We start from the raw sequence: 15,429 nt of genomic DNA on the forward strand, positions 1-15,429 counted from the left end.
TAACTTTACAAAAGAAAAGAACTACTTTTCTTGGCAGTTCTTTTCTAATTTATTCAATTATAAACCCTTTACTTATCTGGGTCTACCTTATGAAACTCGCCTTCACCTGCGGAACCGCTACCTGAATTACCATCTTGTGAACCAGGATTTTGGGGACCCGCTTGTGGACCGGCTTGACCTTGTGCACCTTGAGCCCCACCATTAGCTTGGTACAATTTGACTGCTAGGTCTTGAGCAACTTTGGATAATTCATCTTTCTTAGACTTCATTTCATCCAAATTGTTGTCTTTTTGTGCCTTCTTCAAAGCATCAAGTGCATCTTGTACTTTCTTGGTGTCGTCATCAGATACTTTACCTTTAACATCTTTGAGAGTCTTTTCAGTGGAGAAGATTAATTGGTCAACTTCGTTACGTAGGTCAACTTCTTCTTTCTTCTTCTTATCCTCTTCAGCATGTTCTTCAGCTTCTTTTTGCATCTTCTTAATTTCTTCATCGGATAAACCGGATGAACTCTTGATAGTAATCTTTTGTTCTTTACCGGTTCCCATATCCTTAGCAGAAACATTAACGATACCGTTCTTGTCAATATCAAAAGTAACTTGAATTTGTGGCACACCACGAGGAGCTGCTGGAATATCAGTTAATTCGAAACGACCTAAAGTCTTGTCATCAGCAGCCATTGGACGCTCACCCTGCAATACGTGCACGTCAACAGCTGGTTGATTATCAGCAGCAGTAGAGAAGATTTGACTCTTGGAGGTTGGGATTGTCGTATTCTTCTCAATTAACTTGGTAAATACACCACCCATAGTTTCAATACCAAGTGAAAGAGGAGTTACATCAAGTAAAACAACATCCTTAACGTCACCAGAAATGACACCACCTTGAATAGCAGCACCTAAAGCAACAGCTTCGTCTGGGTTAATTGAGTGATCAGGTTCTTTACCCGCCCACTTCTTAACAGCTTCTTGCACAGCAGGAATACGAGTAGAACCACCGTTTAAAATAACCTTGTCAATATCATTAACTGTTAATTCAGCATCTTTTAACGCATTGTCAAACGGAATCTTAGTCTTATCAACTAAGTCAGAAGTTAATTCATCAAATTTTGCCCTAGTTAAGTCAGCTTCTAGGTGTAATGGACCAGATTCGCCAGCAGAAATGAATGGTAATGAAATATGAGTTGAAGATACACCAGAAAGATCTTTCTTAGCCTTTTCAGCAGCATCCTTTAACCTTTGTAAAGCCATTTTATCTTTAGAAAGGTCAACACCATTTTCATCTTTAAAGTTCTTAATCAACCAATCAATAATCTTGTTATCGAAGTCATCACCACCAAGGTGAGTATCACCATTAGTTGAAAGAACTTGGAACACACCGTCACCTAATTGCAAAACGGAAACATCAAAAGTACCACCACCGAGGTCGTAAACTAAAACTTTTTCGTCTTCAGCATCTTTGTCAAGACCGTAAGCAAGGGAAGATGCAGTAGGTTCGTTAATGATTCTCTTAACATCAAGGCCAGCAATTTTACCAGCATCCTTAGTAGCTTGACGTTGGGCGTCATTAAAGTATGCAGGAACTGTAATAACGGCTTCTGTTACTTTTTCACCTAAATAATCCTCGGAGAATTTCTTGATATACTGCAAGATCATTGCTGAAATTTCTTGCGGAGTGTACGCTTTATCTCCAATCTTCACCTTATAATCAGCTTCACCCATGTGGCGCTTAATTGAAGAAATAGTATTAGGATTGGTAATTGCTTGTCTCTTAGCAACTTCACCGACTTGAATTTCTCCATCCTTGAAAGCTACTACTGAAGGAGTTGTCCGATTTCCTTCTGGGTTAGTAATAATTTTGGGTTCCTTACCCTCAAGAACAGCAACCGCTGAGTTGGTAGTTCCGAGGTCAATTCCGATAACTTTTGACATTGATATGCTTCCTTTCAATTATTGTGCTACAACAACCATTGCTGGTCTTAAAGTACGATCTTTGTATAAATAACCCTTTTGCAAAACTCGCACAACATGATCTTTTTGATCGTCATTTTCAGCAGCAACTGTTTGAACAGCCTGATGTAAATTAGGATCAAATTTTACACCTTCAGCTGTAATTTCACTAATTCCGTGATCCTTCATCGCTTTAACCAGTGAATCAAGGGTCATTTGTACACCCTTTTTAAGTTGCTTTGATGCTTCGTCATCAACTTTGGTAGCTAAAGCTCGTTCTAAATTGTCCATTGCTGGCAGAACATCTTTAGCCAAAGACTGTGATTCATATTTAATAAGTTGTGCTCTCTCGTTATTATAACGATTTTGCATATTTTGCATTTCTGCTTGACTGCGCAAGAACTTATCTTCAAGATCATCTTTTTCCGCCTGTAACTTAGTCAATTTTTCTTTAATTTTTGTTTCTGAAGTTTCAAGCTTCGTTTTCTTGTTAGCCTCAGATTTTGAATCTGTTTTTGGTGACTGGGTTTTCTCAGAATGACGTTGATTTTCATCTACGTCTTTTTTGGTTTTTTCTTCCTTACTCAAGGCTAACCTCCTTTATTTAAATCTACCATAATATTCAAGCAACTTTTTTGCTAACTCGTTTCTAAAGTATTCAAGGAGTCCTATTACTTGTGAATATGGCATGTTATCAGGTCCAAGTAAAGCTATTATGCCTTTGCCATGTGAGCCGACACTGTACTCAGCTGTAAGCAGACTGTAATCTTTTAACAAGTCATTTGAAAGTTCAGAGCCTAAACTTACTTTTACTGGGTACCTATCACTTTTTAAACTTGTTTCACTATTCAAAATACTTGAAATCAAATCATTGTGCTCAATCAACTCATATAATGAACGTAAATTAGAAACATCGCTTAAAGAAATATTATTGAGCAAATTAATCTGACCATCAACGTACATTTGCTCACTAGCAGCATCACTAATAACATCTTTTACCAATTCAATTAATTCGGCAACATGACTAACTTTAAGTTTTTTACCTAAAGTCTGTTCCAGAAATTCAGGTGTTACTTCACTTAGAGTTTTACCTGCCAATTCATCGTTAATCATTCGAACGGCACGTTCAATCTCATCACCATGAACATTATATGGTAACGTATAGACTTGATTATGAACATCACCGTCACTAGTTGCTAGAATGGCCATTATTTGTCTACTAAAAAGCGGGACTATTCTAAATCCTGAAATAGTTAAATCACTATTTTCAGGACCTTCCGCAAAAGCAGTGTAATTAGTCAAATCAGACAAAATTTTGGCAGCTTCCTGCACAATGTCATTTACCTGATGAAATGGCTGATCTAGTTGATTAATGATTCTCTTATAAACAGAAGAAGATATTTGTAAGGGCTCTACCAAGTTATCAAGGTAGTACCTGTACCCTTCAGTAGAAGGAACACGACCACTTGACAAATGGGTTTTTTCGATTAAGCCCTTTTCTTCTAAAACGGCCATTTCGTTGCGAATTGTTGCGCTCGAAACTTTAATTGGCAACTGATTCATGACTGTTTTTGAACCAACAGGATCATGTGTCTGCGTGAAATCATTGATAATTGTTTTTAAAATTAATTCTTGACGTTCGGTCAACATAAATATCGCCCTCACTTTTAGCACTCAATCTTCTCAGGTGCTAACAATTATTATGATACTAGCTTTTAGCAGAATGTCAAGCTGAGTGCTAACTTTTTTATTAAAAACCGTTATCTTTTAAGTCTGATAATATAATTACTTATGATTTACAAAATAATTTTTAATTTCTGACTTGTCCTGACTCATCTGCTCTTTTAATTCCTTCAAACTATCAAACTTAATTTCGCCACGGGTATACTTATACCATTTAATTAGCATTTCCTCATCATAAGCTTCTTGATCAAAACCAAATAAATTTGATTCAATATATAGTTTTTGACCATCATTGATAGTGACATTATAACCAACACTTGTCATAGAGTCATACCATTTTCCTCTAATTTTAGTTTTGGTGGCATAAACTCCTACTTTAGGGACTACTTTTTTGGGCTCCCAAATTAAATTTGCCGTTGGATAACCTAATTTATGCCCATTGCGCAGCCCATGTCCAATATAGCCAGACATTAGATAAGGAAAACCTAACAATTTAGCTGCTAATTCCATTTCTCCAGCACTAATCGCCTTTTTTATTTCCGTTGAACCAATTTTTTCTCCGTCATAAGACTGTTTCGGGACATCAACTATAGCAAATCTGCCTTGAGCAAATTCAGGGAAGTTTTTCATATTGGCTATATTTTTGGGCCCATAGGTATAGTCAAAGCCGGCAACGACAGTATCAGTGCGCAATTTAACAATGATTTCGTCCACAAATTCTTGTGGCGTCAGCTGGCAAAATGCGTTATTAAAGTGCATTACTAATAAATAATCGACATCAAGCTTTTGCATTTTATATGCCTTTTCCGACAAGGTATCAATGTAGGTAACGTTTTTATTTTGATAAATTTCTTTGGGGTGGCGATCAAACGTCATCACAACAAGAGGTAAATGTTTTGCTTGCGCCTTTTTTTTAGCAGCTTTTATTATTTCTTGGTGTCCCCGATGAACGCCGTCGAAAAAACCCAAAGCAAGAACTATTTTCTGGGGGAAGATATTTTTCTTAATGGGATATGTTAAATGGATTATTTCCATAATAAGACCTTCATTCACTTATTCATTTTGTAAAAGCATTAAATAAGGGCGATACATGGTACCATCTTTCTGATAAATTGCCTTAACGCTATTATTGTACCGTAATGCCACCTTTTTTGCATTCGTTTTCAAGGAAATAGCAGCGCCATTTTTGACCTTAGTCCAATCCGTTTCACTGAGATCAGAGTGACTATAGTCCTTGAAAAAAGCATCTAATGGCTGAATAAATTCAGTGACGCGTTCAGGATGCTCAATTATTGTAGACAATTTAACTGCCTGCTCCAAATCAAAACCCGAACTTGCTGTACGCCTTAAAGTCTTCATCACTGCTGGTACACCCAGCTTAGTTCCCAGATCATTAACTAATGACCTTACATACGTACCCTTACTACATTCTATTTGAAAACTAAAAGTTTCTTGACCTTTTTCGTCATCAAAAAATGGTTCCTGTTCAAGTTCATAATTAGTGATATGCACTTTTCTCTTAGGTCGCTCAACACTTATGCCGGCTCTGGCATATTCATAGAGATGTTTCCCATTCACTCTCACCGCAGAGTAGATTGGCGGCACTTGCTCGATTTCTCCGGTAAATTCCTGCATTGCTTTTTTAATTTCAGTTGCCGCAATTTTTTGAGTGAGTTTCTGAGAGCTTAATATTTTCCCACTAGTGTCACAACTATCAGTAGAAAAGCCTAGAATTCCTTGCCCAACATATTTTTTATTTTGTCGATGCATTAGTTCAATCAATTTTGTAGCCTGACCAATTGCAATAGGCAATACGCCTGTAACATCTGGATCAAGAGTCCCAGCATGACCAATTTTTTTAATGTGCAACACCTTGCGTAAATGATAGACAACATCTGCACTCGTCATGCCCTGATCTTTATCTATCACTAAAATACCGTTTATCATTATGTTTACCTTAACCATGAAAAAAGCGCCCAACAGCGCTTTTCTTACTTATTACGATTTGCATCCTGCTTTTTTACTTCAGCGATCAATTGATCAATTTTACTACCATATTTAACCGAATTATCTCTTTTAAAAATCAGCTCTGGAACTTTGTAAACAGTTAGGACTTGACCCAAAAGGTGTCTCATCATTCCTTTAGCCTTATTCAATCCGGCAGCAGCTTCTTCTTCTTTTTTAGAATCTTCTGTAAGAATGCTGTAATAGACAGTAGCATAAGACAGATCATTAGTACATTCAATCGCTGTGATTGTAACATCATTAACTCGTGGATCACGAATATTTTTGCGCAAAATTTTCGTTAATTCACGGAGGATTTCTCCTTCAACACGACCAATTCTGTGTTTCATGTTTTTCCTCCTAGTTAATCTTACTCAGGTTTAACTTCCTGCTTTTCAACCGCTTCTAATTCATCACCGATTTTTATATCATTATAGTTCTCGATGGTTAGACCACAGTCAAAACCCTGTTTGACAACTTTGGCATCATCTTTAAACCGTTTTAGAGAAGCCACTTTACCAGTATAGATAACTACACCATCACGAATTAGGTTAACTGTAGAATCTTTAGAAACATAGCCTGAGTCCACAAAAGCACCGGCAATTGTTCCTACTTTAGAAACCTTCCAAGTCTCGCGTACTGTTAAATTACCGACAACCTTATCTTCATAAGTTGGCTCAAGCATACCCTTCATGGCAGCCTTGACATCATCAATAGCTTTATAAATTATACTGTAAAGACGAATATCAACGCCATCGGCTTCTGCTTGTGACTTGGCAGTAGCTGTAGGTCTGACGTTAAAGCCGATGATGAACGCATTCGAGGCACCTGCTAAAGTAACATCTGATTCGTTAACCGCACCAACGCCGGCATGAATAATATTAACGCGGACGCCTTCAACTTCGATCTTTTCAAGTGACTGTTGCAATGCTTCAGCTGAACCTTGTACGTCAGCCTTTAAGACAACGTCAACTTCCTTCATATTTTCTTTCTTCATGGTGTCAAACAAGTTATCAAGGGTAACATGCTGCACATTTTCACGGGATTGTTGTAATGCCTGTTGTGCCCTTTGCTCACCGACACTTCTTGCCGTCTTTTCATCGTCAAAGACTACAATTTTATCAGCTGATTCAGGCACATCGTTCAAACCAGTAATTTCTACTGGCATTGAAGGAGTAGCTTTTTCAACTTGGCGTCCGCGATCATTAGTCATTACCCTGACACGACCAAAGCGATTACCGACAACAATAGGATCACCTACTTTTAGAGTTCCTTGTTGAACCAAAAGGTCGGCAACAGGTCCCCGACCACGAGAAAGTCGTGCTTCAATAACTGTTCCGATTGCTTTTTGTTTAGGATCGGCTTGCAATTCCATAACGTCTGCTTGCAATAAGATCATTTGCAGCAATTCATCAACATTTTCACCTGTTTTAGCAGAAATATTGACAAAAATAGTGTCTCCACCATAACTTTCAGGAATTAAATTGTATTTCATCAACTGTTCAGTGACGTGCTCTGGATTAGCCCCAGGAACATCCATCTTGTTGATTGCAACAATAATTGGCACCTTGGCACTTTTAGCGTGATCAATTGCTTCAATAGTTTGTGGCATTACACCGTCATCAGCTGCAACAACCAATACCACAATATCAGTTATTTCAGCACCACGTTCACGCATGTTTGAGAATGCAGCATGTCCTGGAGTATCTAAAAATGTAATAGGTTGGTTATCAACTCTTACTTGATAAGCACCAATTTTTTGAGTGATACCACCTGCTTCATGTGCAGAGACGTGCGTATGACGCAAACGATCAAGTAAAGTAGTCTTACCGTGATCAACGTGACCCATAATCGTAACTACAGGTGGACGTTTGGTCTGGTGCTTAGATTCCTTAGAAGCAGCCATTCTCTTATCATAAAGAGTATCAATATCTGAAATATCTTCATGAACTTTTTCTTTTGCATTAATATTGTATTCAGCTGCTACTAATTCAATCGCATCTTTATCAAGTGATTGATTTTGATTTGTCATCACTCCCAACATGAATAGTTTTTTAACTATTTCAGCTGGTTCCCGGTGCAATATCTTTCCTAGATCTTGGGCATTCATCCCTACTTCATAAACTAGCGTTTCTGGTAAAGGACGTTCTTTTCTTTGCGTAGGCTGCTTTTTAGGAACTTGTTCAAACTGCTTTTTCTTATTCTTACGCTTATGTTTCTCTTGGTGCTTAGTATAATTATTTGCACCATAAGCTTGATTTCTACCCTTTCTGCCAGGTTTACCAGAATTACGACCATGACCATTACCACGACGCTTTTCTTCTTTTGCTGGTTCAGGAGCTGCAGTAGTATCTAATACTTTCTCTTTATGAACAGTATTATTATCTTGCTGCTTCTTCATTCTTGCCGGAGAAGGTTTGATAATCTTAGGACCTGTCACTTTAGGAGTGGTAGTTTCTGATTTGACAACTTTATTTTCTTTTTCGGGCTTTGAAACAGTTTTTCTGCCTTCATTGCTGGTCTTTTTATTCTGCTCATTACTATAAGATTTTTGAGCTTTTTCAGTTTGACGGTTTAACGTATTTTCTTCAACTCGCTGTTTTTGTTTTAGTTGTTTAAGCAGGTCTTGTGCGACCGGCTTAGAAACTTTTTGGCTTGGATTTGATCGTTGTTTATTGCGGTCTTGCCCCTGCCTTGTCCGGTTATTTGCTCTATGCTGATTATTTCTTCTATTATTTCTGTTGCCATTATTTTCTTCATGCTTTTTTTCATTTTTGCGTATTGAGGTAACAGAAATTTTAATTTTACTACTCTTTTTTGCAGGTTTTTCTTGCTTTTTCGCGGGAGCGGAGCTACGGAAACTACCCTTTATTTGATTTACCTGTGAATCTTCAAGTGATGACATATGATTTTTAACATCGAAACCAAGTTCTTTAGCTTTATTAACGACAGCTTTATTATCGATGCCTAATTCTTTTGCCAATTCATAAATTCTTGTTTTAGTCATCAAATCACACTCCTTCATTAATTTTTTGTAATAATGCTTTGCAGAAACCGATGTCAGTTATTCCTAAAACCTTACGTTTTTTACCAATTGCTTGTGAAATTTCCGTACTATTAAATTCTGTAATAACAGAAACTTCATATTTTTGAGCCAAATTAGTAATTTTCTTGCTTGTGTCAGTTTGACTGTCTTGAGCGAGAATAACCAGTTTAACTTTTGCGGCTTTAACACCCATTGAAACAACTTCAAAGCCGGAAACTAATTTACCAGCTTTTTGACTTAATCCCAGCAAATTTAATGCTTTTTGTCTATTTTGCAAATTTAATTATCACCAAACAATTCTTTTCTAGCTTTTTGATGATCAACGTATGAATATAGCTCGTCATAAAATTCTGCTGGAATCTTAGTTCCTAAGCTACGTTCAATAAGTCCTTTTTCTTGAGCATTTTTTATTTGATCAGGATCTAGAGAAACATAAGCTCCACGACCCGGTTTCTTACCAGTTGGATCAACCGAGACATTTTTCTCTTTGTCAACTACGATGCGCACCAATTCTTTTTTTGGTTGCATAGTATCTGTTAACAGATCTTTTCTCATCGGAATTTTTCTCTTTTTCAAAAAGCTCACCTCTTATGCTAATCTTCAGTAGAATCTACTGTTTCCTCATCTGTGGCTTCTTCATGTTCATCCGGAACTTCTGCTTCTTCAGATGTCAATTCTTCATTAGTATTTTCATCATCTACAGCATCATCTTGTACTTCAGGTGAAACAGTATCATCAGTGGTAGAATTTTCAGCTTCTTTGTTCTCCTCTTCTGCTTGGGCACTGCTTTCATCAACAAATTCTACTTCAGACTCTGGTCTGATATCAATTTTATAACCAGTTAATCTAGCTGCCAAACGGACATTTTGACCTTTTTTGCCAATTGCCAGCGATAATTGATAATCAGGAACAATGACTAAAGCACTCTTTTCATCATCTTCATCTCCAAATTGCACAGCAATTACTTCCGCAGGATTAAGAGCATTGGCAATATAGTCAGACGGATCATCTTCATATTTGACTACATCAATATTTTCACCGTCAAGTTCGTTCACAACATTTTGTACCCGCGCACCTCTTTGACCAACACAGGTACCGACAGGATCAATATTAGGGTCATTAGATTTTACCGCAATTTTAGTTCTGTCTCCAGCTTCACGAGCAATCGAAACTATTTCAACCGTGCCATCATATATCTCAGGCACCTCTTGTTCAAATAGTCTCTTGACCATATCCGGTGCAGTCCGTGAAACCGTAATTTGCGCACCCTTAGAATCAGAACCAACGTGAGTTACCAATACACGAATTTGATCTTGAGGATTATAAATTTCACCGGGCATTTGATCATTTCGAGGCATTACTGCTTCAACATTACCAATTTTAACATAAACGAAACGATTATCACGTCTTTCAACAGTACCTGTGATTAATTCGTCTTCATATTGAGAATATTCATCAATGATATGATTTCTTTCAGCTTCTCGCAAATGTTGCATGATAACTTGTTTAGCAGTCTGTGCAGCTATCCGGCCAAAGTTTTTAGGTGCGACTTCGAATCTAATTTTATCACCAAGTTCATAAGCCCTATTAATGGTTAAAGCATCCTTTAAACTAATCTCCAATCGTTCATCATGAACTTCTTCAACGACAGTTTTTTCGGTCATTAACTTAAAGTCGCCTCTGCGCTCATCAAACTCAACTATCACATTAGTAGCTTGATTATAATTTTTCTTATATGCCGCTACCAGCGCTGCTTTGATGGCCTCAACAATCACATCCTGTTTGATACCTTTTGTCTTTTCTAAAGTAGCAAACGCCTCAAGCATTTCTTTAGACATAAATTTTAATCAACCTTTCTAAAACTCAATTGCAAATCTAATATTCGCAATTAATTTACGGGGAAGCGATAAAACTTTTTTCCTAGTTTTAACTTTAACAACAAGTTCGATTTCGCTGTCAGTGAATGACTTTAAAGTTCCCTCATATTCTTTTTGTTTTTCAACTTTCTGGTAAAGATTGACATGAACATATTGATTTAGAGCCTTTTGCCAATCGGCTGCAGTTTTTATTGGTCTTTCAATACCAGGAGATGATAATTCCAATACGTATGGATCTGGAAAAGGATCTGGTTGCAGCTGGTCAAGTTTAGCTGAAATTAATTCACTTAAGGCTGCAATTTCATCCATATCAATGCCATTCTCACGGTCAACGTAAATTCTTAAATAGTTTTGACCTTTTTCATTAACGTATTCAGTATCCACAAGTTCATCATTGCGCTTTGCAATAATTGGTCTTATTTCATCAAGAACAAAATCTTTAACTTTCGCCAAGTACTTTCCTCCGTAATAAAAAGAGTGAGCAGAACTGCTCACTCCGAATTATCTATTCGAACTTCTTTATCAAAGTATATCACATTTATATTATTACTGCAAAACTTAAAAGAGTGAAAGCTGATTTTGTTCCGGCATTCCCGCCAATACTTCATTTTCTTCCAAATAATCCATAATTGTTTGAGATACCTTGCCTCGGTTTGCCAGGTCTTCTTTTGACAAGAACTTTTGCTCAGTTCTGGCAGCGACTATTTGTTTTGCAGCATTATTGCCTAATCCAGGGACGGCATTAAATGGTGCCAAAATTGTATGCTGATCAATTATTTTAAAATTAGTGGCTTCAGACTGGTTAATATCAACCATTTTAATTTTAATTCCGCGCTCTAGGCACTCGTTAGCAATCTCAAGGACTGTGAGTAAACTTTTATCTTTTGCTGAGGCATCATTACCCTGATTTTGAATATCAGCCATTGCCTTTTTAACAGTATTTTTACCATGACTCATAGCCACCAAGTCGAACAAGTCAGCCCGAACTGAAAAATAAGCTGTGTAATAAATTTCAGGATAATAAACTTTAAACCAGGCAATTCTTAAAGCCATTAAAATGTAGGCAGTAGCGTGTGCCTTAGGAAACATATATTTAATTTTCAGACATGATGGAATATACCAATCAGGTATTTTATCATTTTGCTCTAATACAGCCATGTCATCGTCACTAATTCCGCGACCATGACGTACCGATTCCATTGTGGAAAAAGCTACTTCAGGTTTAACGCCCCAGTGAATTAAGTCCATCATGATATTGTCCCTACAACCAATAACATCCTTCAGTTTGCAAGTACCATTATTGACTAATTCTTCAGCATTTCCCAGCCAAACATCAGTACCATGTGATAGTCCAGAAATCTGCAGTAATTCTGAAAAAGTAGTCGGCTTAGTTTCTTCCAGCATGCCCCGGACAAATCTAGTACCAAATTCCGGCACACCTAATGTTCCAGTTTCTGACTGAATTTGTTCTGGCGTTACGCCGAGAATTTTAGGACTGGAAAAAAGTGACATCACTCCTGGATCATCAGGTGGGATAGTTAACGGATCAACTCCAGAAAGATCTTGCAACATTCTAATCATAGTAGGATCATCATGACCTAAAATATCGAATTTTAGAATGTTGTCATGGATTGAATGAAAGTCAAAGTGTGTTGTCAGCCATGCAGCATTAACATCATCTGCAGGATACTGAACAGGCGTAAAATCATAGATATCCATATCATCTGGAACTACAACAATACCAGCCGGGTGTTGGCCAGTTGTGCGTTTGACACCGCTGACACCAGCTGCAAGTCGGTCTAATTCAGCTCCACGCAAATTTAATTCTTTCTCCTCATCATAATGCTTGGCGTAACCATAGGCCGTTTTATCGGCTACTGTAGCTATTGTGCCGGCACGATACGAGTTTGCCGGACCAAACATTACGCGAATAAAGTTATGAGCTACCGGTTGATAGTCACCAGAGAAATTCAAATCAATATCAGGAACCTTATCACCATGAAAGCCTAAAAATGTAGCAAACGGAATATCTTGACCATCTTTAACCAACTTTGCGCCACAATCAGGACATTTTTTATCAGGCAAGTCATAACCTGAACCATATTCACCATTTTCAAAAAATTGGGAATACTGACATTGCGGACAACGATAATGTGGTGGTAATGGATTGACCTCAGTAATACCAGACATTGTCGCAACCAAACTGGAACCGACAGAACCCCGCGAACCAACCAAATAACCATCTTTATTTGATTTAGCTACCAATCGCTGTGAAATTAAATAAATGACAGCGTAGCCATTGGAAATAATGGAATTAAGTTCCATATCAAGCCGATCTTGCACGATTTTAGGCAAAGGATCACCATATAGTTCATGTGCTTTATCGTATGTCAAATGCTTCATTTCTTCATCAGCATTATCGATGTGCGGTGGGTAAAGTCCATCTTTTATCGGTGAAATTTCTTCAATAGACGCCGCAATTTTATTAGGATTAGTGATGACAATTTCTTTTGCTACTTCTTCACCTAAAAAACTAAAGGCGTCAAGCATTTCCTGCGTGGTATAAAAATGCATATCAGGCTGTTTTTTGTTACGATCTGGATTACTGCGTTGAGCTGAAATTAAAATTGTCCGGTAAATAGCATCGTGTTCTTCAACATAGTGTGCATCCCCAGTGGCAACAACAGGTTTATTCAGTTCTTTTCCGAGTTTATAGATATTAGTTAAAATTTCTTCCAGCTCTTTTTCATCGGCAATTAAATGATCTTCAATCATAATAGAATAATTAGCTGGTGGCTGTATTTCTAAATAATCGTAAAAACGGGCCTTTTTCCGAGCTTCATCATAACCTTTCTGCATCATTGCCACAAAGACGTCGCCTTCTGAGCAACCAGAACCATAGAGCAGACCATCATGATTTTTTACCAAATCAGATTTAGGTGTGCGCGGAATGCGGTAAAAATCTTTGGTACTGGCAATTGAAACTAAACGGTACATATTCTTTAAACCAGCCTGATTTTTAGCCAGAATAGTCATGTGCTGTGGACGTGCCCTTTTAAACACTTGACCATGAGCAGCATAATCATTCATTTTGCCTAAATCATCTTCATGGTATTTTTTGTTAAAAGCATCTAAAAGCTTAAACATTAAATATCCTGTTGCTTCCGCATCTTGATTAGCCCTGTGGTGGTGCTCAAGGACAACATTATACTTTTTAGCAAGGGAATCTAATGTATGTCTTGTCTGTTCCGGATGAAGCAAACGTGATACTTCCAACGTATCAACCACGGGCTGGATAATTTCTGCTAGATGGGCTCGTCTCAAGGCCGCGTTAACAAAGCCCACGTCAAACTGGACATTATGCCCGCAAAGAGGACGATCGCCATAGAAATCCTGAAATTGCTTAATTACTACAGCTTCATCATCAGCTGCTCCTACCATTTCATCAGTAATTGAAGTCAGGTTAATAGTTTGCTCACTTAACGGGTGATGCGGATTGATAAACTTGTCAAACCTTTCTAACACCTCTCCGTTTTTCATTTTTACGGCGCCGATTTCAATAATTGTATCGTAAACCGATGAAAGACCAGTAGTCTCAACGTCAAAAATAACAAATTCACGATCTTTGTATGTCATCGAAGCTGGATTAATAACCAGCAAAGCGTGATCGTCAATCATATTTGCTTCCACGCCGTAAATTATTTTTACGCCATTTTTTTTGCCCGCATTATATGCTTCCGGAAAAGCTTGTACGTCCGCATGATCTGTTATTGCTATTGCTTTTTGACCAAACTTTTTAGCCGCTAAGACAAAATCCGTTGCAGTATTCGTAGCATCGAGTTGACTCATATTCGTATGTAAGTGCAACTCAACTCTTTTTTCATCACCCTGAAATTTTTCAGTCCTACCTATATGCTTTACCACTTCAAATGACGAAATGTTAAATACAATATCATGGCTATACTGATCCTGTGACGCAGAGCCCTGCATTTTAGCCCAAGTTCCTGGCTTCACATCCCGCATGCTTTGAATCTGCTCATCATCAGAAATAAATTTTTTAAATGAAATTGAGTCAGTATAATCTGTTATTTCTCCAGTAAAAAGTAGTGAGCCGGTTTTAAGTTCACGACTGGAAATGTTAAAAATATTGCCTTCAATAACTACATTTCTACTTCCGTCAGTAACTTCTTTTATTTGAGAAACAGGTATACTTTCATCTAGCTTACGATTACCGTAACGGGTCTTTTTGGTTGGAAAAGAAGTAGGAGCTGGTTTTTCCTGAGGCGGTGCAGCATCATATTTTTCCTGCATATTCTGTTCATGCTGCTGCTGCAATTTTTGCAAACTGGCTAAATTATTTTGTGAATTCTCCTCGTCTACTTTTGTCACAAATTTTAAGTTAAAAAAGCCAAAATTTCTCATTTCTTCAGCTAATTGGTCAAGCATTCCTTGTTCCAACAAGCCGTCAACAATTAGATTGTCTACAGGAATGACCCAGCGACCATTTTCTTTTTCTGGTTTATGACTTGAAATAAATTCACGCGCTACCTGCTGCAATGCGTTAGAGTTTTGTACAGCAAACTGCCAGTAATCAGTTAAGTAGTCATCTGACCCATCTTGAGAACGCACAAATAAACGAGTATTGACAAATGAGGAAAAATTGGCTGTTATTGCCTTATTTAAAGCATTATAAGTTTCAAATTTTAACGGTGTAGTAAAAAGAACATGGATATCCCACCTGTGTTCTTTAGCGTAAACATCCACGTTCTCAATTTCGCCTTTTTGCAGTAAATCATTATCTGCAAATTCTTGCGGAAACTTTATCTGCTGCAATAACCTTAAAAATAGTTTATTTTTATCAGTCACGAAA

Annotated in this window: 12 protein-coding genes; all 12 read right to left on the reverse strand. The window is 37.5% G+C overall.

All coding sequences use genetic code 11. From position 1 onward, the window contains the following. Window positions 1-68: 68 nt before the first annotated feature. A complete protein-coding gene (dnaK, locus tag DLD54_RS05065; protein WP_046327220.1) occupies window positions 69-1,931 on the reverse strand; it encodes a molecular chaperone DnaK in 1,863 nt (620 codons plus the stop codon). An 18-nt stretch (window positions 1,932-1,949) separates the two neighbouring features. Then, a complete protein-coding gene (grpE, locus tag DLD54_RS05070; protein ID WP_109918468.1) occupies window positions 1,950-2,537 on the reverse strand; it encodes a nucleotide exchange factor GrpE in 588 nt (195 codons plus the stop codon). A gap of 12 nt (window positions 2,538-2,549) precedes the next feature. Next, window positions 2,550-3,599: a heat-inducible transcriptional repressor HrcA gene (gene hrcA / locus DLD54_RS05075; RefSeq protein ID WP_109918469.1), complete on the reverse strand. Its 1,050-nt coding sequence runs from the start codon at window positions 3,597-3,599 to the stop codon at window positions 2,550-2,552. Between the two features lie 135 nt (window positions 3,600-3,734). After that, complete coding sequence (gene ribF, locus DLD54_RS05080) at window positions 3,735-4,667, reverse strand: riboflavin biosynthesis protein RibF (protein WP_109918470.1); 933 nt, start codon at window positions 4,665-4,667, stop codon at window positions 3,735-3,737. Between the two features lie 18 nt (window positions 4,668-4,685). After that, window positions 4,686-5,579 (reverse strand): tRNA pseudouridine(55) synthase TruB, encoded by an 894-nt coding sequence (gene truB / locus DLD54_RS05085; protein ID WP_109918471.1) that lies wholly within the window; start codon window positions 5,577-5,579, stop codon window positions 4,686-4,688. Window positions 5,580-5,623: 44 nt separating this feature from the next. After that, on the reverse strand, window positions 5,624-5,986 hold the full coding sequence (locus DLD54_RS05090) for a ribosome-binding factor A (protein WP_109918472.1): 363 nt from the start codon (window positions 5,984-5,986) through the stop codon (window positions 5,624-5,626). A 20-nt stretch (window positions 5,987-6,006) separates the two neighbouring features. Continuing rightward, window positions 6,007-8,643, reverse strand: coding sequence for a translation initiation factor IF-2 (gene infB / locus DLD54_RS05095; protein WP_109918473.1), 2,637 nt, complete (start codon window positions 8,641-8,643; stop codon window positions 6,007-6,009). A 4-nt stretch (window positions 8,644-8,647) separates the two neighbouring features. Next, window positions 8,648-8,959, reverse strand: coding sequence for a ribosomal L7Ae/L30e/S12e/Gadd45 family protein (locus DLD54_RS05100; RefSeq protein ID WP_046327224.1), 312 nt, complete (start codon window positions 8,957-8,959; stop codon window positions 8,648-8,650). A gap of 2 nt (window positions 8,960-8,961) precedes the next feature. Next, window positions 8,962-9,258 (reverse strand): RNase P modulator RnpM, encoded by a 297-nt coding sequence (gene rnpM, locus DLD54_RS05105; protein ID WP_109918474.1) that lies wholly within the window; start codon window positions 9,256-9,258, stop codon window positions 8,962-8,964. A gap of 17 nt (window positions 9,259-9,275) precedes the next feature. Then, on the reverse strand, window positions 9,276-10,520 hold the full coding sequence (gene nusA, locus DLD54_RS05110; RefSeq protein WP_109918475.1) for a transcription termination factor NusA: 1,245 nt from the start codon (window positions 10,518-10,520) through the stop codon (window positions 9,276-9,278). An 18-nt stretch (window positions 10,521-10,538) separates the two neighbouring features. After that, the gene (gene rimP / locus DLD54_RS05115) at window positions 10,539-11,012 is read right to left on the reverse strand and encodes a ribosome maturation factor RimP (RefSeq protein WP_046327226.1); all 474 of its coding nucleotides are present in this window, start codon (window positions 11,010-11,012) and stop codon (window positions 10,539-10,541) included. Window positions 11,013-11,117: 105 nt separating this feature from the next. Beyond that, a complete protein-coding gene (locus DLD54_RS05120; protein WP_109918476.1) occupies window positions 11,118-15,425 on the reverse strand; it encodes a PolC-type DNA polymerase III in 4,308 nt (1,435 codons plus the stop codon). Window positions 15,426-15,429 lie beyond the last annotated feature (4 nt).

The sequence above is a fragment of the Lactobacillus helsingborgensis genome (assembly GCF_003173695.1).
Lineage (GTDB): Bacteria > Bacillota > Bacilli > Lactobacillales > Lactobacillaceae > Lactobacillus > Lactobacillus helsingborgensis.

Excerpts from the sequence above, each read along its gene's own strand:
- dnaK (WP_046327220.1), bottom strand. The coding sequence starts at position 1,931 with ATGTCAAAAGTTATCGGAATTGACCTCGGAACTACCAACTCAGCGGTT.
- hrcA (WP_109918469.1), bottom strand. The coding sequence starts at position 3,599 with ATGTTGACCGAACGTCAAGAATTAATTTTAAAAACAATTATCAATGAT.
- ribF (WP_109918470.1), bottom strand. The coding sequence starts at position 4,667 with ATGGAAATAATCCATTTAACATATCCCATTAAGAAAAATATCTTCCCC.
- truB (WP_109918471.1), bottom strand. The coding sequence starts at position 5,579 with ATGATAAACGGTATTTTAGTGATAGATAAAGATCAGGGCATGACGAGT.
- DLD54_RS05090 (WP_109918472.1), bottom strand. The coding sequence starts at position 5,986 with ATGAAACACAGAATTGGTCGTGTTGAAGGAGAAATCCTCCGTGAATTA.
- infB (WP_109918473.1), bottom strand. The coding sequence starts at position 8,643 with ATGACTAAAACAAGAATTTATGAATTGGCAAAAGAATTAGGCATCGAT.
- nusA (WP_109918475.1), bottom strand. The coding sequence starts at position 10,520 with ATGTCTAAAGAAATGCTTGAGGCGTTTGCTACTTTAGAAAAGACAAAA.